Source organism: Liquorilactobacillus sucicola DSM 21376 = JCM 15457, from assembly GCF_000612445.1.
Taxonomy (GTDB): domain Bacteria; phylum Bacillota; class Bacilli; order Lactobacillales; family Lactobacillaceae; genus Liquorilactobacillus; species Liquorilactobacillus sucicola.
This window is the reverse complement of the sequence record NZ_BALC01000003.1, coordinates 134,747-157,845: the sequence shown is the minus strand read 5'-3', so window position 1 is coordinate 157,845 and position 23,099 is coordinate 134,747. Positions and strand designations below refer to the sequence as shown.

Genomic DNA, 23,099 nt, shown 5'->3' with positions numbered 1-23,099 from the left:
TTTATGTACTTTTTAACTGCTGGTGAATCACACGGCCCACAACTTACTGGAATTATTGAAGGTGTTCCCGCCGGGCTTAAAATTGACGTAACTCAGATTAATCAGGCTTTGGCAGCTCGTCAAGGAGGTTATGGCCGGGGGAATCGCCAAAAAATAGAGCATGATCAGGTTCAAATCGTTGGAGGACTGCGTCATGGGATCACGCTCGGTTCTCCCTTAGCACTGACTATTCAAAATCGTGACCATGCGCATTGGTCTAAAATTATGGATCCTGTCAGCCCTGAGACTCCTGAAAATACGCTGCGCCGCGTTGAACGGCCCCGGCCAGGACATGCAGATCTTGTTGGCGGAATGAAATATCGGCATCACGATCTGCGCAATGTACTAGAACGTTCTTCAGCTCGAGAAACAGCGATGCGCGTCGCTATTGGGTCAATTTGTAAGCAACTGTTGCAGCAATTAGGGATACATTTAATCGGCTACGTCCAACAGATCGGCAAGATCAGCGGCTCTCAGAATTTACCAACTGATGTTTTACAAATAGAAAAGAAGATAAACCAAAACGACTTACGAATTCTAGATGAACAGCAAGTTGCGGTAATTCATGAATTGATTGACAATACCAAGCGCGCAGGTAACACTCTAGGGGGAATCATTCGGGTCGTTGCAGAAAATGTTCCAGCCGGCTTGGGCAGCTATACCAGTTGGGATACAAAATTAGATGCTAAACTTGCCGCTGCTGTTATGGGCGTTAATGCTATGAAGGGCGTTGCAATTGGTGATGGCTTCTCTGCTGCTGCAAATTTCGGCAGTGAAGTGATGGATCCCATTGCTTGGGACAAAAATGAAGGATGGAGCAGACTATCTAACCACCTTGGAGGTTTTGAAGGAGGAATGACGAATGGGATGCCTATCATAGTTCAAGCTGCTATGAAGCCGATCCCGACGCTTTACAAAGCACTTCAAAGCGTTAACCTCAAAACACGCGAGGTTCAAAAAGCAAATGTTGAGCGTTCAGATACGACGGCGATCGTTCCCGCATCAATTGTTATCGAAAGTGTAATTGCAATCGAATTGGCTAAAATCATTACTGATACTTTTGAAAGTAGCAATATGCACCGCCTGCAAGAAGAGTTAGCAGACTACCGTCGCGAATTAAAAGAATATTAATTTCGAGGTGAGTTCAGTGATCATTCATACCTTAGGTCCGCAGGAAACAGATAGTAATGATGCCGCCCATTATTATGTACAACAAAAACTGGCAGGAAAAGCACAAATTACGCTACATGATAGTTACGCAGAAATTATCCAATGTTTCTCACAGTACCAGAATGATTTTTTCCTAGTTCCAACTGCTTTTAAATCCGCAGCGTTAAACATCACCTGGGGTGAATTACATTATCAGTATCTGGATCAGTTGCTTTTGCAAGATTGCTTTATGCATCGCTTAAACCCCTTGGTAATTATTGAAAATTGTACTCGAAAAAATGGTATCGCCTATTCACATCCCGCAACAGCTAAACTCTTGACTTCCAAGGTCAAACTGCAGCATATGCGTTATTCTTCCAGTAAATATCTTGCTTATCAACAATATCTTTGTGATGGGCAATATGTACTGACAAATGAAAAAAACATTGCACTTTCTCCCAATGAAAAGATCGTCGCCCGTTATGAACCACAGATGATCTGGAGTCTATATCAAATTAAGGGGTAATTAAAATGACGAAAAGAGAACTATCCGCCTTGCCAAAATTGGGCTTACACGGAACATTGCTGCTCCCTGGGGATAAAAGCATATCTCACCGTGCACTTCTAATAGGTGCAATCAGCAATGGAGAAACAGTCATCAAACATTTTTTGCATTCTAATGATTGTCTGAACACACTTCAAGCAATTCGTGCGTTGGGAATCGATGTTGCACAGCATGGAGCAGACATTATCGTACATGGCAAGGGTCTTCATGGATTGAAACAACCTGCTGGTCCGCTCGACATGGGTAATTCTGGAACAACGACCAGACTGATAATGGGACTGCTTGCTGGTCAGAATTTTCAGAGCGAATTGAATGGCGATTCATCACTGCAAAAAAGGCCAATGCGCCGAGTTAGCGATCCTTTAACGACGATGGGTGCAGACATTCAAACGACCGCCGCTGGGACTCTTCCCGTTAAGATTGTTGGGCGCTCGCTTCACGGAGCTGATATCAAATTACAGATTGCAAGTGCACAAGTGAAAAGTGCACTGATTCTCGCAGCTTTACTGGCAGATGGACCTTCAACCATTATCGAAAAAATTCCTACACGAGACCATACAGAACGAATGTTGCGCAAGTTCGGAGCTAATGTTCAAACAGCCTCAGACAAGCTAACTATCACAGTGGAACCTCAGCCTGATCTTAAGGGCCAAACCATCACTGTTCCAGGTGATATGTCCTCCGCTGCTTTTTTCCTTGTAGCAGGAACTATTATTCCCAACTCAGACATAACCTTACGTAATGTCAATATCAATAAAACTCGAACTGGGATCTTAGACGCCCTATTAAAAATGGGGGCAGATATTCAGGTCCATGAGCTTGCATCCCAAGGAGAACCTGTAGCCAATCTTCGAGTTAAGTCTGCTCCGCTCTCACCGATTAAACTAGGTGAAGAAGATATTCCTGCAATCATTGATGAATTGCCCTTGATAGCACTGCTCGCCGCGTGCGCTCATGGACAAAGTACCATCACTGGTGCACAAGAACTGCGTTTCAAAGAAACCGACAGAATTGCAACAGTTACCCAAGAGCTGCATAAGTTAGGTGTGCCAGTGAAGGAACTGCCCGATGGCATGATTATTGAGGGGCAGCCTGTATGGAGAATCAACGACCCCATTTTAGATAGTCACGGCGACCATCGAATCGGAATGATGATGGCAATTGCTGCCCTGCGTTCAACTACTCGCCTTTCACTGAACGAACCCGAAGCTGTCTCCGTTTCATATCCTGCTTTTTTTGCTGACCTGAATTCATTACTCAATCAAAAACGGGAGTGTGATCTGACATGACCACTGTTTTTATCAAAGGACTAGGTTTGATCGGAAGTTCCTTGGTCAGAGCGATCCGCAAACAGCATCCTGCCTATAAAATCATCGGCTGTGACACAGAAAAGGAAACCTGTTCATATGCACTTGAGCATAAATTGGTCGATCACATTACTGCTGACCTAATCGGGGCACAAACTGCCGATTTTATTATCTTAGCTACCCCAGTTGACGAAATAATTAAAGATCTTCGGCAGCTGGCTAACATGCCGCTAAAAAGAGATGTTATCGTTACTGATGTTGGCAGCACAAAACAAAAAGTTCTCAAGGCAGCTCTTCCTCTACAAAATAAAGGTATTACCTTTATCGGGGGACATCCAATGGCTGGCTCGCATAAAACTGGTGTAACGGCTGGGCGAGCCGATCTTTTTGAAAATGCTTTTTACTTCATGATTAAGACAAATGCTGCTGATCCTGCTTACCTGCAACTACAAGAGTTACTCCAAGCAACAAAGGTCAAATGGCTGCTGATCTCCGCTGAAGAACATGACCAGTTGGTCGGGCAAATCAGTCATTTGCCACATGTGATTGCTGCTGCTCTTGTCAATCAAACACAGAATTTCTTTGCTGATTCGCCCTTAGGGATGCGTATGGCAGCTGGTGGTTTTAAATCGATCACTCGGATTGCTTCTTCTGATCCGACAATGTGGAGTTCGATACTGCAATCTAATTCTGCAATCATTGTGCAGCAGCTCGAACGATATATCAACGAGCTGAATAAGATTGAGCAAGCCATCGTACAAAATGACCATGAGCAAATATTTTCTTTCTTCGAATCCGCCAAGCATAGTCGTGACAAGCTTGGGCCAAAAAAATTGGGGCAATTACCTGACTTCTTCGATCTTTTCATTAACATTCCAGACCGAATTGGCTCCATTGCCTCTATTACACAATTACTTGCGTTTAATAAAATCAGCCTTGTCAACATTCATATTTTGGAAATTAGAGAAGATATTGATGGTGTCTTGCAGCTTACCTTTATGCGCGAGGAAGATCGACTTAAGGCAGAAAAATTACTCACACAAAAAAATTACGTTGTTTTAAGAAGGGATTGAAAACTAATGGAGGCTATACTAATTGGTTTCATGGGTAGCGGAAAAACGACTATTGGCAAACTATTAGCACAACAGCTCCAATTGCCACATATCGACCTTGATGCTCAGATAACTGCAACAGCAGGTTCCGCTATCACAGATATTTTTGAAAAACATGGTGAACACTACTTTCGTCAACTTGAGCACAAGGTACTGGTAGACTCAATAGCACGTGCTGGAGTTCTTTCAACTGGAGGCGGTACTCCCACACAAGCCATGAATCTCCATGTTCTGCAAGAAACGTCAACCCCAGTCATTTTATTAGAAGCTACGACCAACACAATCCTCGATCGCATCAGCAATGATGCTGGACGACCACTGGTGAATTCGCTCGGCACAAATGGTCTTGTTTCCTTAAAAGAAAAACGGCGCTCGCAATATCATGCGTGCGCTGATCTGATAATTCAAACAGACGGTGCAAGTCCTCAAAAAATAGTTTCTGATATTTTGCATTATCTAAAACATCAGAAAAACTGACTGCTGAAACATATTAATACAAAGTCAAAACGAAGGAGCAGGTCAAAAGTTAAATTTTAACCTAGCTCCCTTTTCCCGTATAGATATGCACTGTAAGTAAAAATTCTCCGTCTAACTATAATTTTACCGACTTTGTACTACCTTAAAGAAGTTGAACATACAGATCAAGTTTGTAAGTCACTTCACTTAGGTCACACCCTTCCTCATCCTCAATTTATCATCTCTAAATTATTAATGTGTATGGATCTTCTAGATGAGCAACAATTTCAGCTAAAAAGTCGGCCGCTGGTGCTCCATCAATAATTTGATGATCGAAGGTTAAACTTAAAGGCAGTTTTGCAATTTGTTTAACTGACCCGTCATCCCTAAGAGCAAGTTCCTTCAGCAATGTTCCAACTCCCAAAATACCGATCTCAGGCTGATTAATGACAGGTGTAAAGTACTCAACCCCACTTCGGCCCAAATTACTGATCGTAAACGTACCACCACTGTATGCACTACCGTCTAAGGTTCCTTCGCGTGCGTCACTTATTACAGTATTCAACGACCGACCCAACTCAGTCAATGTCATTGAATCTGCGCCTTTGACCACGGGCACGACAAGACCATCATCTAACGCAACCGCCATACCGATATTTACGCTGTCAACTTGCTCATACTTGCCAGCCTGATACCAAGCATTCATCTGCGGAGTTTTTCTCAATGCTAAGATGGCTGCTTTTGTTACCAGAGTTGTAATACTCAATTGCCCATCAACTAGTGGCTGACTTACTTTTTGCTTCATATCTTCCCTGAAAGCCATTAAGCTCGTAATATCAGCCTTGCGCTGCAATGTAACCTGTGCAGTATTCTGTAAGCTGCTCATCATCCGTTGAGCAATGATTTGCCGCATTCCTGTCAGACCGGCACCTGCTGAAACTGTGGTTGCGACTGGTGTTACCGGTTGGACAGCAGGGGTGTAGTTCTCAACATCACGCTTTGTTATCCTGCCATTGCCGCCGGTTCCTTTGATTTGCCGATAGTCCCAACCTTTTTCCGCAGCTATTTTACGTGCCAGCGGTGTGATAAAGATCCGGTCGGTCTCATGATTTTGCTCGTGCGGCTGCGGAGCTTCTGTTTTAACCGTTTCTTCCTCTTCAAGTTGTGGTGTCTCATTTTGTCCTGCTGTCTGTGCTGCTTTTGCTTCCACAGCTTTGCTTTCACCGATTGCTTCACCGGCTGCACCGATATAGCCAATCGGGGCTTTACATTTGGCATCTTCACCCTCAGGAACTAAGATTTTAATCAACGTTCCATCAGAAGGGGCATCAACATCAGCAGTCAGTTTTTCGGAATTGATTGTCGCTACAATATCGCCTTTCTTGACCTCGTCGCCTTCATTTTTGACCCATTTATAGACAGTTCCTTCCGTCATTGTCAAGCCAAGTTTTGGCATTATAATTTCTGTTGCCATGCTAACACCCCCTCTATTTCTTCAAATCGTCGATCAACTCTGCTGCTGTTTCAAGCACACGATCCGCATTTGGCAGATACAACTGTTCAAGATTAGTTGCAAACGGTACCGGTGTATTTGGTGCACAAATTTTTTTGATCGGTCCATCTAAATAATCGAACGCTTGATCACCAACAACCGAAGCAATATCTGTCGCTGTGTTGTTATGCGGATTAGCCTCATCGATTATTATCAAACGTCCAGTTTTCTTAACTGAATCAATTATAGTTTTTTGATCCCACGGTGCGACTGTGACGAGGTCGATAACTTCTACTTCGATCCCATCTTTAGCTAATCGATCCGCAACTTCTAAAGCAACATAGAGCATTTTACCAATCGTTACAATTGTAAGATCTGTTCCCTCACGTTTTATCTTCGCTTTACCGATCTCGACTTTGTAATAATCTTCAGGAACCTCATCTTTTATTCCATATAATGTTTTATCCTCTGAGAACACAACGATATTGTCATCTTCAATAGCGGATATCAAAAGACCCTTAGCATCATACGGATTTGAAGGAACAACAACCTTGATTCCTGGAATGGATGCTAAGATTCCATAATAGGAACCTGAATGCTGGGCTGCGGCACTGGCACCAGCACCATGACAAGTACGTACCGTCATCGGAATTTTTGCTTTGCCGCCGAACATATATCGCATTTTGGAGCCTTGTGCCAGAAGTGTATCCAAACAGAAGCCCAAGAAGTCATTGAACATCAATTCCGGCACTGGGCGTAATCCCGTTGCCGCAGCTCCAACCGAAGCACCCATATAACCCATCTCGGAAATTGGAGTATCAATGACCCGCTCACGTCCATATTTGGGCATTAACCCCTTCGTCACACCAAACACTCCACCCCAAGCATCCTCATTCTCCTCTTCTAAATGCTCAACTCCAGCTCCTCCAGCAAGATCTTCGCCTAAAAGTATGACCCGCTCGTCCTTTTCCATCGCCATATCCAATCCTTCATTGATTGCTTTCATGAACGTTATTCGTCTAGCCATTTTGCATTCTCCTTTCTTTCATTTCAATCTACAAAAACATCCTCATACAAGGATTCTGGTTTTGGAATAGGGCTTTCCTCTGCAAATTTAATTGCATTTTCAACATCTTCGGCAGATTTTTTCTCAAGCTGATCTGCTTTCTTAGCAGTCAGTAATTTTTTGAAAATCGCGTATTTACGAAATTCTGTAATATTATCACGCTCAGCTAATTCTTTTTCAGCCCCTTTTTGAGCCTTATATTTCTGTTCATCGCCTTCGAAATGACCATAATTACGGTATGTCACACATTCAATAAGCGTTGGCCCTTCACCCTTGCGTGCCCGTTCAATAGCTTTGCCGGCAGCTTCATAAATCGCTGCTAGATCCTTTCCATCGACAGTCTCACCCGGAATCCCATATGCCGATGCTCGGTCTGCGATTTTTTTAGAACCTGAAGCATACTTTTGGGGAGTAGCCTCACCGAACGCATTATTCTCATTCACAAACACAACTGGTAGTTTCCATATTGATGCCATATTAATGCTCTCATGGAAGGTCCCTTCATTAGCAGCACCATCTCCAAAGAAACAGACAGCGACATCGCTCGTCTTCAAATACTTGTTGCGCAAAGCTGCTCCAATTGCAATTGGAAAACCACCGCCAACCATCCCATTAGCACCTAGCATCCCCTTGTCAATATCTGCAATATGCATGGAACCTCCTTTGCCCTTGCAAAGCCCTGTTTCTTTACCATATATTTCAGCCATCATTTTGTTCAAGTCGCAGCCTTTAGCAATACAATGACCATGTCCACGGTGAGTACTGGTAATATAATCATCATCGGTTAAATGTGCACAGACACCAGTTGCAATCGCTTCTTCACCTGCATACAAATGAACAAAGCCCGGAATTGATCCCGTTGAAAATATTTGATGGACTTCATCTTCAAAATTACGGATATCATTCATTTTTTTATAAATCCACTCTGCACGTTCTTTCGATAACTTCTCCATTTCTATTCCCTCCTTGTTTTGGCAAAATATTATTCAGAATTCTGCCTTTCGTCCAAAAATACTCAGCTAAGTGTCCGCAAAGAATCTGCAACTTCACCTGTTAGCTCTGACAGAGTCGGATGTGCAAAAATGGTATCTGCAAGTTCATCAACAGTTCCCTCGGCTTCACATACAGCTAAGATAGTATGGATCATTTCAGTTGCATTACCGCCGACAATGACAGCGCCAAGAATTTCATGATATTTTTTTTCGCTGATAATTTTTACAAAACCATTAGCTTCCTCACTTGCAATTGCTTTTCCATTACCGACATACGGTGCGCTTCTAACAATAACATCAAAACCTTTTTCCTTGGCTTGAGTCTCATTCAGTCCAAAACTTGCAACCTCTGGATCCGTATACAGACAACGCGGAACATATTGCTGGGGCACTGGTGCCTTAGGCTTGCCGCAAATTGCGGCTACCGCTCTGACCCCCTCGGCACTTGCCGCATGAGCTAACTGATAGCCACCGATCAAATCACCGATTGCGTAAACATGTGGAATACTTGTTTGATAATGCTGGTCAACCTTCACAAAATGCTCTTTTTCATCCAATGCTATTTCTGCATGACGTGCAAGTTCAAGATTGGCCTTGCGGCCTGTTGCAACAAGCAACTGATCAAATTCATACTTTTCGTCAACAAGCTGCACTTCTTTGGCAACAACTTGTTTGATTTTTACACCAGCCCTAACTGTGATACCCATACTTTGTAATTTTTGCTTAATAATTATTCGTGCATCTTCATCCTCAGTCAGCAAAATGTCTGGGGCTACTTCAAGCAATGTGACCTCAACACCTAATGGCTGCATCGCAAAAGCAAGTTCGACCGCGATAATTCCTCCACCGATGATAACCAATTTTTGCGGCAACTCAGCCATTTGAAAAAAGGTATCAGTCGTTAAATAAGCGATCTTTTCAAGCCCTTTGATTGGTGGAACAAAGGGATGTCCCCCAGTCGCTAAAAGAATATCGCGTGCAGCTATCTTCTTGCCATCAACACTTAACTGATGCTCCTTGGTTAAAGAAGCCTTTCCCTCAATATATGCGATATGATTTGTCTTGAACAAATATCTGATTCCGTCTTGTAGAGTTGCAACAACGTGGTTTTTACGCTGCACCAACTTAGGAAAATCAACTTCTTTTACTTCCATTGGTATGCCAAACTGACTAGCCTCTTTTGCTGCTAGCACCCAGTGACTGTGTTTCAAATAACTTTTTGATGGTATACATCCCGCGTTTAAACATACTCCGCCAATATCCTTCCTTTCGATCACAACTACTCTCTTACCCAACTGTGCTGCATGGATTGCTGCGATATAACCGCCTGGGCCCGCTCCGACAACTGCAAGATCATAACTTGCCATAGACTATTCCCCCCTCACTAAAAATTCTTTCTTTCATTTGTCTACAAGCAAGTTCCATGCCAACAGCATGAGCCTTTTTCTTCTTTTCTTAATTGCGTGATTACACTTCAAAACATAAAATCCAGCAGCAATTTAGTAATTTACTCGCAGCTTTATGTATACAACTAATAAGATTACATCATGGTCATTAACCATGCGGATTACCGCCAAAGTACAAGGATGCTCTGGTTCTGTCTATGATTAATTTCGTTTTTAAGTGAAAAAGATCAACTTTTGGAATACATTTATCCAAAATAAATAGAGGAGATAGGTTAATTTAACTTTTAACCAATCCCCTCATCAAGCGTGCGTTATACGGCACCAACATGTTTCAATTATTTGTTTTCTTACTATTCAAAAGTTCCTATCTAATAAAGTGCTTCCCGCATAATATGCATATACATTTGCGTAAAAGCGAATAGTTTAATCATCATTATTCTTGTTCAACAAGTTATTTTTTGTTCATACCTCAAGTAACAAAGTGTTGCACTTGCAACACTTTGTTACTCTCAAATTATGAAACCACTTCTTCCTTATCTTAATTTGTACCTTTTCATTTTTCGATAAATAGTCGTCCTAGAAACATGTAGCTCGGCAGCAGTTTTACTAATGCGATAATGATTTTTTTCCAATGCTCGTCGTAACTTTTTTATTTCTTTTATTTCTTCTGTTTCTGACTGTTCCTCACCATCACTCGGCTGTCGCTTTGACACAGCCGGTATCTCTTTTTCGTTATCATTATTTCTAATTGTGCCGGCCTCTATCAATTTCCTAATCTGCTTAATCGTCGGTTTTTGCTGCTCATAAAAAAGATATAAGCGCTCCATAAAATTGTTGAATTCACGCACATTACCATACCATGGATAGTCTCGACTGACACTGTAAATATTCTTCTGCCAAGCTATCTGCCACTTCTTGACTTTACAAAAAGAAGTGATCAATTGCTGAATGTCTTCTTTTCTTTCACGCAAAGGTGGAATTTGAACAGGGCACACATAAATACGGTAAAAAAGATCTTCCCGAAACTTCTTTCTCCGCACTAAAACACGTAGGTCTTGGTTGCTGGCAGTTATCAACCTGAATGAAATTTTTTTAGGTTCTCCGTTGATCGGAACCACCTTTTTTTCTTCGACAACACGCAGCAAGGCCGTTTGCATCTGGCGCGACATACTTTCAATTTCATCTAGAAACAAGGTTCCTCCGTTTGCTTGCTCGATTTTTCCCTTTTGACCCTTAATATTGGAACCTGTAAACGCCCCTGGCGCATAGCCAAACAACTCACTTTCAAGCAGATTCTGATTCAAAGCACCGCAATTAATAGCAATAAGTGGACCACTTTTTACTGAACTATTATAATGAATCGTCCGTGCAAGTACTTCTTTTCCCGTTCCCGATTCACCAAAAAGATGAATTGGCAAGCTGCTACCAGCCAATTTCAGAATGCGCTGCAAGAATTGACTGTATGCCCTGTTCGCAGTCGGAACACCCGGATAATAAAAAGTGTTTGTCCGCAACGGTTCAGAAAAAATACGAACCTTGTACCCAATCAATTTATTTTTAAAATATATTTTCTCACTTTTATATATTGTTTTGGAGTTGATATATGAATGGATGTCGTTGCCTAGTTTAAAATGCGCTGCATATTTTTCTGGAGTACTGACAATTTTAAAGTGCGTATCGCATAACAGTTCATCTGAGCGGTGAAGCATACAATACTGTAACAACTCTTTTCGGCGTTCAAGGTCTGCACTTATCAGTATATTCGCTATTCGTTGAGTCAGCAGCGTCAACAGTAAAAATGCATCTTTTGCAGAATCGTTATGCAACGTTGAAACATCCAACACTCCCAGGACATTCCCATCTTCATCTAAAATTGGCGAAGCTGAACAGCTCCACTGCCTTGAAGCATGGGCATAGTGCTCATTCAAAGCGACATGCTCATCTTTCTTGGTCCGTAGTGAAATTCCGATAGCATTTGTTCCTACATTGAGCTCAGTCCACTTTGTTCCTTCACGAAAATAGAAATCATTCGCATGTTCCTGTGCTTGGAGATTGCCATCGCGCCACAAAATGTTACCCACTTCGTCAGTTAGAATAAAAACTGGTTGGTTCAATTTTAAATTGTTCTCGATTGTTCCAACTTGTGTCTTCACTACTTCAATCATATTTCTGTATTGGTGTTGTTTACTAAGCAATTCTGAGGCTGAAAGAATTTTCTGCGGTCTAACAAGGTAAGGATCAATCTCAGCACGCGAGCAAATTTTCCATGACTCCGCTATTCTAGTTTCCAGTGTATTTGCAACAAACTCATTACCTGCAATAAATTGTTTCCACAACTGCTGATCCTGCATGAAATCAACCTCCATTCAAAACACAAAAAAAGCGATCTTCATCTATATTATATATGAGATCGCTTTTATTACTACTTTTTAGATTTTATTGCTTAGACCATTCTTTTCAACAGCTTCACTTAAAATATCTGTTTCAACTTAGTACGTCTACTATTTTGTAGGCCGCAAACACTAACCGAACAAATTCAATTTGCCAATCCGTTGTACAGCCTCAATCAGTCTTTCAGGCGAAACAAGCAATCCTATGCGCACATACCCATCTCCCATAAGTCCAAAACCTTTGCCAGGAGCAACAGCGACATTAGCCTTATCTAGTAAAAGATCTGCAAAAGCTTCACTCGTATACCCTTGAGGAACCGGCATCCATGCATAAAATGTCCCCCCCGGAACAAATGCTTGCCAACCAATCTTAGCTGCTTCCGTGATAAATGCATCACGTCGCTGCTGGTAGAGCGCTTCTAATGCATCAATCTCACTCTTCCTTTTATCAGAACGTAATGCCGTAATACCAGCTTTCTGAATCGCCGGGAAAACACTCACAAAAAGATGATCCTGAATCAAGTTCAAAGCCTCGATGATATCTGGATTTCCAACTGCAAAAGCTAAACGCCAACCAGCCATGTTAAATGTTTTAGAAAAGGTGTAAATTTCAATGCCGACATCTTTTGCACCTTCAACCTGTAAGAAACTTGGATTCTTGTAATTATCGAAGCCTAGAGCCCCGTACGCAAAGTCACTCACAACTCCGATTTCATACTTTTTAGCGAATGCAACTGTCTGTTCGTAAAACTCCTTAGTTGCAACTGCACCAGTCGGGTTATTGGGATAGTTCAAATAAATGAATTTAGCCCTTTTAGCGACTTCCTCTGGAATTTCATCATAGTCGGGCAAAAAGTCGTTTTCTCTGCGCAAAGGAACTGTATCGTACTTCACTTTCCCCAAAGCAACACCTGATAGATAATCGGGATAACCTGGATCAGGTAAGATAAGACTCTCACCTGGATTCATCAAAGCCCATGGAAGCTCAACTAAACCAATTTTTGAACCGCCCAAGATTGCAATCTCTTTTTCAGGATCAGCCGCAACACCATATTCTTGCTCATAGAAATCTGCTGCCGCTTGCTTTAATTCAGTGAGCCCTCTAAAGGGCGAATACTTGTGTGTACTCGGATCTTTTGCGGCTTCGTTAAGTGCTGCAACAATGTAATCAAATGTTGGCTGATCCGGATTTCCTTGTCCAAGGTTGATCACATCATTTCCTGCATCAATCTTTTTGTTTACTTTTGCTACTAGTGCCGCAAAAAACTGTGCTGGCAGTTTTTCCAAAATTTGTGATTCGTCAAATTTCATTAGCTATTCCTTCCAATCCAAATTATCATTCATGTCTGTTTTGCTTTTGAAGATTCAAGTCTCATGCGAAGAAGTCTAATGCCAATCTTTCATATATCTCAATAGTCTTCAAATAGCTAGCGACCGTTGTATATTCATTTGCCTGATGTGCGACTTTCCAAGCATCAGCCCCCAAAATAATGACAGGCATGTTAGGTTTGCTTTGGATAAAGACACTCGCGTCCGTTGCCCCATTGATCGTTTTTAGCTCAATTTTGCGATCTGCATACTGCTCAGTCGCAATTTTTTGTGCAAGTTGCACGAAATCATTATCTGGTGCAGTCCCAATCGGATAAAAATTATGCACGATCGAAAACTCTAATTTAAAAGGCCCATTTTCATTTATTTCATTGATTTTATTCTGTATACGTTCAATAACCTGCTCATTATCAAACTTTTTTGTAGGACGAATATTGCCATAAAGCTCGGCATAACTAGGAATACTGTTAACCTGCTGCCCGCCCTTGATCACCGTCACACTATGCTGCACAGCACCTAAAAAGGGATCTAGCGGTGTATCATCAAACAGAATTTGTTCCGCATTCATGTACTGCACCAACCCATTAATAGCGTTGACTCCTTGGCTAGGACGTGAGCTATGCACCGCTTTCCCATAACTTTTGATCTTATAATTCAAGCTTCCTGAATGCGCATAAATGATCTGCCCGCTAGTTGGTTCGCCCACGACCAAAGCAGCAATATCATTCGTTATTCCTTGAGCGTTCAGACGATAAGCTCCTTGCGCTCCATACTCTTCACCAGCAGTTGCAACAAAACGGATCGCTCCATGAGGAACATGCTTTTTTTCAACCAATTCAAGTAATGCAATAACCTGTGCTGCAAGCCCACTCTTCATATCAGCTGCGCCACGCCCATATACTCGGCCATCTATGATCTGTCCAGAAAAAGGATCGTATTTCCACTTATCTTTTTCAGCAATCGCAACGGTATCTTGGTGCCCAGTAAAGCATAGAACACCCTTTCCATTTGGTTCTCCTATCTCAGCAATTAAGTTAGCCCGCGTGTCGTCAAAACGATCGAGCTTAACCGGTACATTTTTCTCCTTGAATAATGTGGCAATATATTCAGAAGTCGCAAGTTCGTTGCCATTGACAGAATGAATTTTGATCAGATCGGTCAATATTTTCAGTTTTTCTTTTTCTTCCATAAGCTATCGCATCTTTCTAAAAATGACTAAAGAACTGATTTTTGATCAGCTGTTTTTATGATTTAAAACTCGTGCCAGCAAATCACCTATCAGCTGAACAAGCAGCACAAATATCAATACTAACAGAGTTGCGATAAAGGTCGTATCGTTTGCGAAGCGGTTGTAGCCATAAGCAATCGCCATGTTACCTAAACCGCCAGCGCCAATAGCTCCAGCCATCGCCGTCAGTCCAATTAAACTAATCAAAGTCACTGTTGTTACCCTGACCAATTCTGAACGTGCTTCACGCAGATAAACATCAAAAATAATATCACTGAACGTAGCTCCTAAAGATTGGGCTGCCTCAATAATCCCATGATCTACACTAGCCAATGCAACCTGAACCTGACGAGCATAAAACGGGAAGACTCCTAGCGATAATGGAACAAGTGCCGCTGTCGTCCCGATTTGTGTGCCAACTATTTTTTGGGTTACAGGGGCAATAAATGCTAACAGAATAATGAATGGAATGGCACGAAAAAAGGAAACTACTTTGTCAAAGAAACTAAACAAACCACGATTAGGAAGAATGCCATCCGAGTCAGTCAAAACGAGTCCGATTCCAAATATAAGCCCCAAAATTCCTCCAAAAATTGCAGACCAAAACGTCATATACAAGGTCTGTCCAATTGCAGGTAACCAACCTCCATCACCGTTCCATCCTTGGTAAACAACGTTTGGAAAATACTTAGTAAATAGCTCAGCCATTGACTAATTCACCCTCTTCCACTTTGTTTATAATTATATCTTGCTTCTTCAAAAAAGCGGTCGCCCGTTCTCTGTTTTCAGCACTACCCTTAATAATGACAAAAAGTGCTCCAACAGGTGTTCCCTGTAAAATTTCAATGTTACCGTAGATTATATTCGCAACAATATCGAAATCCTTATACAGTTTAACTATCAGCGATTCGCTGACCGCCGCACCAATGTACGTCAGTTGAATACACTCCTGATCGTCATCAAGTTCGACCAGATTGGCGGCTTGCAATGTCGCAAGCGCCTTAGCTGACCCACTTTCGGTTCCCACAAATTCCCGTGTTAAGTGGTGTTTAGCATTGGTAAAGATATCTAAGAGACCACCCGTTTCAATAACCTCACCATTCTCCATCACTGCCACACGATCAGCGATACGTTTTACGGCCTCCATCTCATGTGTAATCAAAACAACAGTCAGCCCTAATTCTTTGTTTAAGCGTTTCAGCAAGTCCAAGATCTGGACCGTATTTTTAGGATCCAAAGCAGAAGTTCCTTCATCCGAAATAAGTATTTCTGGATCATTCGCCAATGCTCGCGCTATCGCAACACGCTGTTGCTGTCCACCTGATAATTGTGAAGGGTATGCATCCGCACGTTCTTCCAATCCGACTAGTTTCAACAGATCCAAGGCTTTTGCTTTTATTTCTTTTTCTTTTAAAGAACTGTGCTTGAGTGCAAAAGCAACATTTTGCACAACGGTCTGCTCGTTAAGCAAATTGAAATGTTGGAAAATCATCCCGATTTTGCGACGCTTTTCTCTTAATTTTTTAAGTGGAATCACTTTTTCATTTCCATCAATCTTTTCATAAAAAAGATCACCATTAATCTTAGCTCTACCAGATGAAGGCTGCTGCAGTAAATTAATAACACGCACAAGCGTTGACTTGCCAGCCCCTGAATATCCAACTATTCCATAAATATCGCCTTTGTTGATATTTAATGAGACATTCTTCACCGCTTCAATCGTCTTATCTTTTTGTTTAAACGTGACACTGATATTGTCTAATTCAATAATTTTTTCTGCCATTGCTGCACCTCATGCCTTTCATAGATTACTGCTGTTTGTCCAACTCAGGCGTCGGTTATTTCAGTTTAATATCCCATGCTGGCAATTCAGCAGTTCCATATACATCCTTGATAGCTTTCTTAGTTGCCTCAGATTGGTAGGCCTTAACAACTTCCTTGTAAGCTTTTTTGTTTTTGTCTTTTTTATTTGCTGCGATAACATTTATCCATTGTTCTGAGTCCTTGTTGACTGGTTCAACATAAATTGCAGATTTGTAGTCAATTCCTGCCGTTTCGGCGTAATTTCCATTAATAACTGCAGCTGTGACATCTGATAATGAACGTGCTGTCTGGCTTGCATCAAGTTCCTTAATCTTAAGGTTCTTAGGATTCTTCGCAATTGATTTAACTGTTGCCAACTTAGTATCAGATTTTAAAGTAATCAGTCCGGCATTCTTCAAAACATACAATGCACGTGACTCATTAGTTGCATCATTAGGAACCGCAATCGTAGAGCCATTGCCAATGTCTTTTACATTTTTTACTTTGTTTGAGTACAAGCGAATTGGGATTATGATTGTTTTACCGATTGGTTCAATGCTTGTCTTGTTAGCCTTGTTCCAAGCATCCAAGAATGCATAATGCTGGAATGAATTAAGATCAATGCTTCCACTTGTCAAAGCCTTGTTAGGTTGTGAATAATCAGTGAATTTCTTGAATTTCAAATTCAAATTGTATTTATCTTTAGCTGTTTTTGTAACCGACTTCCACACCTTGTCGTCTTGTTTCGACCCTGACATGATCCCAATAGTCACCGTCTCGGCTTCTTTTTTCTTTCCGCCAGCGAAACTAAAGTACCCTGCAACAACAACTACTACTAAAATAACTAATCCAATGATATATTTTAATGATTTCTTCATTATTCTTTCTCCTCTACACTTTTTTTGAATGCGAATAAAAACAGATAAATGCTATTTACTAATATTTTGTATAAAAAAACACCCGTCCCCTAAAAAGGACGGATGCTTTTCCGTGATGCCACCTTTATTCACAGCCCGCTCACACGAACTATCTCGCTAAGATACACCCTCTTGTACCAAGTATATCCTTGCATCTTTAACGGTTGCAATCCCGTCAGTGGCTAACTATCACCGCTGCCATTCCAAGCCCATATTCCAAGTCTTCATCACACTTCTTCGCACCAACCAGAAGCTCTCTTCATGAATTCAACCTGTACTCTGCCCTTCAATATGTTTATCGTTCATACAGTTAATTATAATCGTATTTTAACTTAATCGGGGAAATTGTCAAGTTTTTTTAATCAAAAGTCCCGCAGACTGAGCATAGGAGACGGCATCTGTCTTCTATACTCAGTGCTCAAACGCTAAAATATTCTGATTTTTCGCAATACTTACTTGTTTAAGCCAATTACTATAAAACCTCCTTTGCGTTTTTTTCCAACTGAAGACAGGTTCCTCAAGTTTTTCAGGATATTTAAAATAATATTCAGGTCGGGCTGGCTTCTGTTTGGCCTCTGGGTATGCTGCAGCTTCTCGCTGATACTCCTTCAAAAGAGCATCTTTGTCATACTCTAAGTGCGAAAATAGAAATGTCTGTTTTGCCGCTGCTGCTTCAACTAACGTCAAATGACCTTTCATATCTGAAGATAAAAGGGCAAGGTCGTCATGTTCAGCAATCTGCTTGTGATCCATCTCAGCATAGCGTGCATGTGGTGCTGGAAAACCAGCCGGCATTCCAAACAATAAGTTGCTCTCACTTTGAATCGCATTCGGATAAACACCGAAAACCTTGGCTGGCAATATCCTTTTCTGTATTCCGTAGAAATAATTGAGCGCAGCCATTGCTCCCCAGCAAACATAAAGCTGTTCAATATCATTTTCTGCTAATACGTCAAGTAGAGCTTTCACCTCAGCTATATAACGGACTTCTTCAAAAGCGAGCTTCTCGATAGGTGCCCCAGAAATGATAAATGCATCTAAGTGTTTGACTTCTTCTAAATCTAAAGGTTTAGCAATTCGCCGCAGCTCCGCTGGGACAGGCCGCTCGTTATAGTGGGTCGCCGGATAATAAAAAGTTAATTCAACGGGTTCAGCTCCATCAGTCAACACCTTCGCAAATTGTTGCTGCGATTCTTTCTTGTTGTGCATCAAATTGAGTATCCCAATTTTTACCTTCTCCTGCTTTTTCATCATGCTTCTCCTTTATATGCTATCCTCATATCAGATTTACTAATCCCACTTTCAGCAATCCATCTCTGGATACAAAAAAGGCACCAACCTCCTACTGAGATTCGTGCCTTAAAGCATAGAATTGCTATTTTAGAAGACGAGTTTGCTAACTGCCAACGCAGAAACAGCAACATCCCAAAACAGACGTATTCCAAATGCTTTCGCACGAAATACGACAACAACAGTTTTGTTCTGTTTTTGCGTTAAAAGCTTTCATCTCTAAACCCCACCTGTAATATTATTTGTAATTAGATTCTACCTTGCTTTTGTTTAATTTGCAAATTATTAATGGGCAAATACCAAAATTTTTTATCAGTACCTCTCGCTAAACAATAAAGTTGCACGAAAAAGCATAAGTTTTCGTTTGCAACACCGCAGTTTCCTCACGCACCAACCTCTAGAATAATGCTTTGAGCAGCAATAATGTCATCATACAAGACCTTTGTCAAGTCTGTACTATACTTGCCTTCTGCATGGCGGTCTTTTATAAAACCTAGCTCAAACTGCAAAATATTTATCAGGTCTGCATTTTGTTGTGTTTCAACACTAAGCTGATTTTGCACACTTAACTTTTCATTAGCAATTTTTTCACGTAAAGCTACAACTATTCCCTTGTCTGTGTTCTTCTTATCAAATTCAGCAACAAAGCGGCTAACATCATCAGCTGTGGCATCATCAAGCTCCTGAAGAGCCTTCAGCCAGCGATCCTTTTGAGAGTCATTTCCATAAATTTGGATAACTGATATCTTTCTTTCAACCTTAGTAATTTTAGCCTGTAAAAATGGCTTTTCTTCCTCATTTGCTACTATTTCTTTTCGCTCAAGCTTTTTGATTCGGCGCCGATACTTCCTCACTTGATAATGTTCTCTTTGCTTTGTCGTTAAAAACAGTTCCAGTATTTTTCCGGAGAAGCGGCTCAGCATATGCCAATACATGATTCTTTTTTTGACATTTTTAACATTATGTTTTTTGCCTTCATTCATTATATCCCAGAGCTTGATTGCATCGGCTGAAAGCAAACCATCCTTGATCGCATTCTCAACTGCTTGGCTGCGGACACCATTTAATTGCTCACTTGCTTGCTGCCAAGCCCTAGGATCCCTATTATATTTATAACCCAGCTGTGTCTGTACTCTGCTCGTCAACTGTCGTTTTCGGTCATCTGAAAGCTCTAGCGTGTTGATATACGCCAGCGCAGCATTGACGATCTCACTGTATGCCTGATCCAGCTCATTGACAGCAAAATTTTTTTGCTCTTTTGGTAAAATTTTGGGCAGCAGCAACAACGGGACGAGTAAACTAAAGAGAATGACCAGTGCTGAAATCGTTACGATGTCGCCTCTTATTGCAAAAACATGGTGGTCACTCAGAAAAAGCGGCAATGAGAAAGCCATTGCGAGTGTTACCGTCCCATGAACACCCCCTAAAGAGAAAACAAGAGCATCTTTAAAAACATTGTCGGGAATTCCCTTGTTTAACCGCTTAGCATCATAAAGTGCATAAAAGTATCTTAACAGCAGCATCCCTGTATAAATAAAGAACGCCGTTATAATTATTCTGATGCTTTCTTCCAACTTAAGGGCAAAAATATTCTTCAAAATTGGCACTAGACTCAGCCCTAAAATAACAAAAACAACACCATTCAAAAGCTGCGTGATAACTTTCCACAATTGTGTGATCAAATTATTCATTTGTGAAGAAACTAGCAGTGTTCGACTGCGTTCCTCATGATGAATAATCCCCGCAATCACGGCCGCAATAATTCCAGAGACCCCAATTCTTTCAGCCACCACGTAAATCACCAGCGGCGTCAGCAGTTGCAGCATAACTTGCGCTGTCATATCATCGAATTGCTTTCGTAATAGATATTTACGTAATTGAATAGCTAAGAAACCTGTTGCTAAGCCAAAAATAATACCACCGACCGCAACAAAAGCAAATTTTAGTAATATCTCGCCCACTGAAAGATGCCCTGTATTGATCCAGACAAGCGCCAGCTCTAACGCAACGATTCCAGTAGCATCGTTGAACATTGACTCGAGATTTAGTGAACGAAGAACCTTCTTAGGCATAGTCAATCCTTTATTAACAGAGTTTAGAGCCGTCGCATCCGTTGGGGTCACGATTGCAGCAAGGGCAAGTGCTATTGCTAAAGGCCAGTTCATAAAATGATGGACACCCCACCCTATGATAATCATCGTTATTAATGCCAGAATGACTGAGAGCCGCAGAATATTTCTTATATTTTGTGAAATGGTCCTTCCTTGAGTCTGCTGCCCTTCGAAAAAAAGCAGTGGTGCTATGATCAGCATCATGAACCATTCCGGATCTAAATTAACTATGTAACTGGATAGTGAGGGCGTCATCGCGCATACCAGTCCCATAATAATCTGCCAGATAGATTGCGGTACAGCTGTGAATTTCTGTGCAACAAAATTTGCCAGAATTACCGCCGCAATCAATAAAATTATTGAATAAACAAATGTCATTCTTCTGCCTCCATTTTCGTGCTGACTACGCCCATTATGTTAAAATAGCCCTTTGAAAATTACTACTCAATTTTTTGACATTGCATCCAGCCACTAGGAAAACGGGATAGTCTTCTTCTTTATTTTTTTAAAAACATCTTTGTTTTAGCTTTCAAAGAAGGCAATACTTCGGCAGCAAACCATGGGTTTCTTGCCATCCATATCTGATTACGTGGAGAAGGGTGAACTATCGGAAAATATTTTGGCAGGTAATGTTGATACTCACGAACCGTATCCGTCAGTTTTGCGGAACTTTTCAAATGTAAATAATACTTAACTGCATAGCTTCCAACTAAGATTGTAAGTTGAATATTGGGCATCGTTTTTAATAACAGCGGGTGCCATCTAGCTGCGAACCCCTTTCTAGGCGGAAGATCCCCTGCTTTACCCTTTCCCGGAAAATAAAAATCCATTGGTAAAACGGCAATTTCCCCCGAATTATAGAATGTCTCGTCTGAGACACCCAACCACTTTCGCAACCTGACTCCACTGGCATCATTCCAGATAATATGCGTATTTTGCGCTTTTTTCCCAGGTGCTTGTCCGATAATTAAAATCTTAGCTCGTGGATTTGCATAGTAAAGCGGTTTAATTCCGCGATACGTGTATTCAATATTTTGTGGATCCTTACAGATTCTCTCATTTATTTCGTTATAATTTGGTTTTGGCACCCTAACTCCCCCTATCTTAGCCGCTCCCATTGTAGCATTGCAGATTCGATTATTGAAATATCAAAAAAAGGCGTGCCCTAACAAGAAAACCTTGCAGCAGGCGCACCTTACTCTATCCAGTACTAAGCAAAATATTATTCATTTAAAAACTGTCATTCAAACTGACTACCTTAGCTTTTTTCTTGGTCCAACATTTTTTTAATCACTGGGACCTGTCCCAAAGTCGTTATTTCATCCTTGGATAAAACAACAAGATTTGTATTGGAACTCGCCAATCCTTCAAATGCATGAATACTTTGATCCTTGAAGTAATTACTATTAACATCTTTCAAACTGTTTTGAATCTTGTTAATCCGATAGCTTTCTGCATCTGCGCGTGTTTTTGTTGCTTGCGCCTGTGCTTGGGCAGTTTCAATGAGCGCTCTATTCTGAGCATCTGTCGTCAATTTGATATTTTGTGCTTGTCCCTGTGCTTTGGCAATCGTTGCAATACGTTCTCGATCAGCGGTCAACTGCTTATCCATTGCCTCTTGGATCGCGGTAGATGGAGTCAGTTCATCAATATTGACCCGATCGACGTTGATTCCATAAACATTCGTCAAATCACCAATTGCAGCGGCAAGATCAGCATTAATTTTGGAGGTTGATCCTAGAGCATCCGTTAGATCCAACCGGCCGATAATATCGCGCAAATGTCCGCGTACTAACTGAGCCATTGATTCAACTGAATCCGTATTTTCATAAGTGTATTTCTGTGCATCAGTAACATGGTAATTAAGCGTGACGCTTGCCTTGATGTCGGCATTATCTTTAGTGATAACAGAATATTGAGACAGTTGTAACGGTCTCATTGCTAAATTAACTGACCTGATTCGTTGGACTAAAGGAATATAGAAATGCAGCCCTGCTTCAACATTTCTCCGATATTTTCCCAATGTCTCCACTAATCCTTGGCAGTTCTGCTGTACGATTTTAATTCCAAACACTGTAAAACTCCCCCTGTTGCGCTGAACAAGTCTAAAGTTCGACTGGCCTGAGCGTTAATATGTTGCCATTAGCTTCAATCACGATGTAACTCTTGGTTAGATCAACATCTAAATTACTTTCGATCAAGTAGCGATAAAAGATGCCGTTGACCTGTACCAATCCATTATCTTGATCAATTTGTTCACTTGAAACAACTTGTCCGATAAATTGACGATGTTCAAGTGAAGTTGCAGGCTTATCAGTCAGCCCCAGCTCATCTTCTATCATCGTCTGCAGCAAGCTGTTGACACTCCTATTCTGTTCCTTTGCATGTGTCTCAAGCTTCTTTTTTAAGCCTTGCGGCAAACGCAATAGAAATGTTGCCATCTTCTC

The 23,099-nt window shown here is 41.3% G+C and carries 20 protein-coding genes and 1 other annotated feature; of the genes, 5 read left to right on the top strand and 15 right to left on the bottom strand.

What is annotated here, in order from left to right:
• Nucleotides 1-3 precede the first annotated feature (3 nt).
• From aroC to JCM15457_RS06165, 5 genes are read left to right on the top strand one after another with little or no spacing between them, the layout of a single operon-like run.
• On the top strand, nucleotides 4-1,170 hold the full coding sequence (aroC, locus tag JCM15457_RS06185; RefSeq protein WP_034988481.1) for a chorismate synthase: 1,167 nt from the start codon (nucleotides 4-6) through the stop codon (nucleotides 1,168-1,170).
• 16 nt (nucleotides 1,171-1,186) lie between these two features.
• A complete protein-coding gene (locus tag JCM15457_RS06180; protein ID WP_034988480.1) occupies nucleotides 1,187-1,714 on the top strand; it encodes a hypothetical protein in 528 nt (175 codons plus the stop codon).
• Nucleotides 1,715-1,719: 5 nt separating this feature from the next.
• A complete protein-coding gene (aroA, locus tag JCM15457_RS06175) occupies nucleotides 1,720-3,042 on the top strand; it encodes a 3-phosphoshikimate 1-carboxyvinyltransferase (protein WP_034988479.1) in 1,323 nt (440 codons plus the stop codon).
• Nucleotides 3,039-4,133: a prephenate dehydrogenase gene (locus tag JCM15457_RS06170; protein WP_034988478.1), complete on the top strand. Its 1,095-nt coding sequence runs from the start codon at nucleotides 3,039-3,041 to the stop codon at nucleotides 4,131-4,133. The genes aroA and JCM15457_RS06170 overlap by 4 nt, the downstream gene beginning before the upstream one ends.
• A 6-nt stretch (nucleotides 4,134-4,139) precedes the next feature.
• Complete coding sequence (locus JCM15457_RS06165) at nucleotides 4,140-4,649, top strand: shikimate kinase (RefSeq protein WP_034988477.1); 510 nt, start codon at nucleotides 4,140-4,142, stop codon at nucleotides 4,647-4,649.
• A gap of 223 nt (nucleotides 4,650-4,872) precedes the next feature.
• Here the strand turns inward: JCM15457_RS06165 and JCM15457_RS06160 are convergent, their stop codons facing one another.
• From JCM15457_RS06160 to JCM15457_RS06090, 15 genes are all read right to left on the bottom strand, one after another.
• Nucleotides 4,873-6,102 carry a dihydrolipoamide acetyltransferase family protein gene (locus tag JCM15457_RS06160; protein WP_034988476.1) on the bottom strand — a complete coding sequence of 410 codons (1,230 nt, stop codon included), beginning with the start codon at nucleotides 6,100-6,102 and terminating at the stop codon, nucleotides 4,873-4,875.
• A 13-nt stretch (nucleotides 6,103-6,115) separates the two neighbouring features.
• Entirely contained in the window at nucleotides 6,116-7,147 is a 1,032-nt protein-coding gene (locus JCM15457_RS06155) for an alpha-ketoacid dehydrogenase subunit beta (protein WP_034988475.1), read from the bottom strand.
• A 23-nt stretch (nucleotides 7,148-7,170) separates the two neighbouring features.
• Nucleotides 7,171-8,139: a thiamine pyrophosphate-dependent dehydrogenase E1 component subunit alpha gene (locus JCM15457_RS06150; protein WP_034988474.1), complete on the bottom strand. Its 969-nt coding sequence runs from the start codon at nucleotides 8,137-8,139 to the stop codon at nucleotides 7,171-7,173.
• Nucleotides 8,140-8,201: 62 nt separating this feature from the next.
• A complete protein-coding gene (gene lpdA, locus JCM15457_RS06145) occupies nucleotides 8,202-9,545 on the bottom strand; it encodes a dihydrolipoyl dehydrogenase (RefSeq protein ID WP_034988473.1) in 1,344 nt (447 codons plus the stop codon).
• Between the two features lie 572 nt (nucleotides 9,546-10,117).
• Nucleotides 10,118-11,935 (bottom strand): sigma-54-dependent Fis family transcriptional regulator, encoded by a 1,818-nt coding sequence (locus JCM15457_RS06140; protein ID WP_034988472.1) that lies wholly within the window; start codon nucleotides 11,933-11,935, stop codon nucleotides 10,118-10,120.
• A 171-nt stretch (nucleotides 11,936-12,106) separates the two neighbouring features.
• Nucleotides 12,107-13,285: a pyridoxal phosphate-dependent aminotransferase gene (locus JCM15457_RS06135; RefSeq protein WP_034988471.1), complete on the bottom strand. Its 1,179-nt coding sequence runs from the start codon at nucleotides 13,283-13,285 to the stop codon at nucleotides 12,107-12,109.
• Nucleotides 13,286-13,346: 61 nt separating this feature from the next.
• Nucleotides 13,347-14,492 carry an ArgE/DapE family deacylase gene (locus tag JCM15457_RS06130; protein ID WP_034988470.1) on the bottom strand — a complete coding sequence of 382 codons (1,146 nt, stop codon included), beginning with the start codon at nucleotides 14,490-14,492 and terminating at the stop codon, nucleotides 13,347-13,349.
• Between the two features lie 45 nt (nucleotides 14,493-14,537).
• A complete protein-coding gene (locus tag JCM15457_RS06125; protein ID WP_034988469.1) occupies nucleotides 14,538-15,239 on the bottom strand; it encodes a methionine ABC transporter permease in 702 nt (233 codons plus the stop codon).
• Nucleotides 15,232-16,314: a methionine ABC transporter ATP-binding protein gene (locus JCM15457_RS06120; protein ID WP_034988468.1), complete on the bottom strand. Its 1,083-nt coding sequence runs from the start codon at nucleotides 16,312-16,314 to the stop codon at nucleotides 15,232-15,234. Before JCM15457_RS06120 ends, JCM15457_RS06125 begins: the two co-directional genes overlap by 8 nt.
• 55 nt (nucleotides 16,315-16,369) lie before the next feature.
• Entirely contained in the window at nucleotides 16,370-17,212 is an 843-nt protein-coding gene (locus tag JCM15457_RS06115) for a MetQ/NlpA family ABC transporter substrate-binding protein (protein ID WP_034988467.1), read from the bottom strand.
• A 91-nt stretch (nucleotides 17,213-17,303) separates the two neighbouring features.
• Nucleotides 17,304-17,550 (bottom strand) — a binding site (T-box leader).
• Nucleotides 17,551-17,662: 112 nt separating this feature from the next.
• Nucleotides 17,663-18,502 (bottom strand): homoserine O-acetyltransferase/O-succinyltransferase family protein, encoded by an 840-nt coding sequence (locus JCM15457_RS06110; RefSeq protein ID WP_338040111.1) that lies wholly within the window; start codon nucleotides 18,500-18,502, stop codon nucleotides 17,663-17,665.
• 422 nt (nucleotides 18,503-18,924) lie between these two features.
• Nucleotides 18,925-21,030 carry a cation:proton antiporter gene (locus JCM15457_RS06105; protein ID WP_034988465.1) on the bottom strand — a complete coding sequence of 702 codons (2,106 nt, stop codon included), beginning with the start codon at nucleotides 21,028-21,030 and terminating at the stop codon, nucleotides 18,925-18,927.
• Between the two features lie 119 nt (nucleotides 21,031-21,149).
• Nucleotides 21,150-21,740 (bottom strand): uracil-DNA glycosylase family protein, encoded by a 591-nt coding sequence (locus JCM15457_RS06100; protein WP_034988464.1) that lies wholly within the window; start codon nucleotides 21,738-21,740, stop codon nucleotides 21,150-21,152.
• A gap of 170 nt (nucleotides 21,741-21,910) precedes the next feature.
• Nucleotides 21,911-22,726: an SPFH domain-containing protein gene (locus JCM15457_RS06095; RefSeq protein ID WP_034988463.1), complete on the bottom strand. Its 816-nt coding sequence runs from the start codon at nucleotides 22,724-22,726 to the stop codon at nucleotides 21,911-21,913.
• Between the two features lie 31 nt (nucleotides 22,727-22,757).
• The gene (locus JCM15457_RS06090) at nucleotides 22,758-23,093 is read right to left on the bottom strand and encodes an Arc family DNA-binding protein (RefSeq protein WP_187325791.1); all 336 of its coding nucleotides are present in this window, start codon (nucleotides 23,091-23,093) and stop codon (nucleotides 22,758-22,760) included.
• Nucleotides 23,094-23,099 lie beyond the last annotated feature (6 nt).

Bases quoted from the DNA above. Each gene is read 5' to 3' on its own strand.
- aroC (WP_034988481.1), top strand. From the start codon at position 4: ATGTACTTTTTAACTGCTGGTGAATCACACGGCCCACAACTTACTGGA.
- aroA (WP_034988479.1), top strand. From the start codon at position 1,720: ATGACGAAAAGAGAACTATCCGCCTTGCCAAAATTGGGCTTACACGGA.
- JCM15457_RS06170 (WP_034988478.1), top strand. From the start codon at position 3,039: ATGACCACTGTTTTTATCAAAGGACTAGGTTTGATCGGAAGTTCCTTG.
- JCM15457_RS06165 (WP_034988477.1), top strand. From the start codon at position 4,140: ATGGAGGCTATACTAATTGGTTTCATGGGTAGCGGAAAAACGACTATT.
- JCM15457_RS06160 (WP_034988476.1), bottom strand. From the start codon at position 6,102: ATGGCAACAGAAATTATAATGCCAAAACTTGGCTTGACAATGACGGAA.
- JCM15457_RS06155 (WP_034988475.1), bottom strand. From the start codon at position 7,147: ATGGCTAGACGAATAACGTTCATGAAAGCAATCAATGAAGGATTGGAT.
- JCM15457_RS06150 (WP_034988474.1), bottom strand. From the start codon at position 8,139: ATGGAGAAGTTATCGAAAGAACGTGCAGAGTGGATTTATAAAAAAATG.
- lpdA (WP_034988473.1), bottom strand. From the start codon at position 9,545: ATGGCAAGTTATGATCTTGCAGTTGTCGGAGCGGGCCCAGGCGGTTAT.
- JCM15457_RS06140 (WP_034988472.1), bottom strand. From the start codon at position 11,935: ATGCAGGATCAGCAGTTGTGGAAACAATTTATTGCAGGTAATGAGTTT.
- JCM15457_RS06135 (WP_034988471.1), bottom strand. From the start codon at position 13,285: ATGAAATTTGACGAATCACAAATTTTGGAAAAACTGCCAGCACAGTTT.
- JCM15457_RS06130 (WP_034988470.1), bottom strand. From the start codon at position 14,492: ATGGAAGAAAAAGAAAAACTGAAAATATTGACCGATCTGATCAAAATT.
- JCM15457_RS06125 (WP_034988469.1), bottom strand. From the start codon at position 15,239: ATGGCTGAGCTATTTACTAAGTATTTTCCAAACGTTGTTTACCAAGGA.
- JCM15457_RS06120 (WP_034988468.1), bottom strand. From the start codon at position 16,314: ATGGCAGAAAAAATTATTGAATTAGACAATATCAGTGTCACGTTTAAA.
- JCM15457_RS06115 (WP_034988467.1), bottom strand. From the start codon at position 17,212: ATGAAGAAATCATTAAAATATATCATTGGATTAGTTATTTTAGTAGTA.
- JCM15457_RS06110 (WP_338040111.1), bottom strand. From the start codon at position 18,502: ATGAAAAAGCAGGAGAAGGTAAAAATTGGGATACTCAATTTGATGCAC.
- JCM15457_RS06105 (WP_034988465.1), bottom strand. From the start codon at position 21,030: ATGACATTTGTTTATTCAATAATTTTATTGATTGCGGCGGTAATTCTG.
- JCM15457_RS06090 (WP_187325791.1), bottom strand. From the start codon at position 23,093: ATGGCAACATTTCTATTGCGTTTGCCGCAAGGCTTAAAAAAGAAGCTT.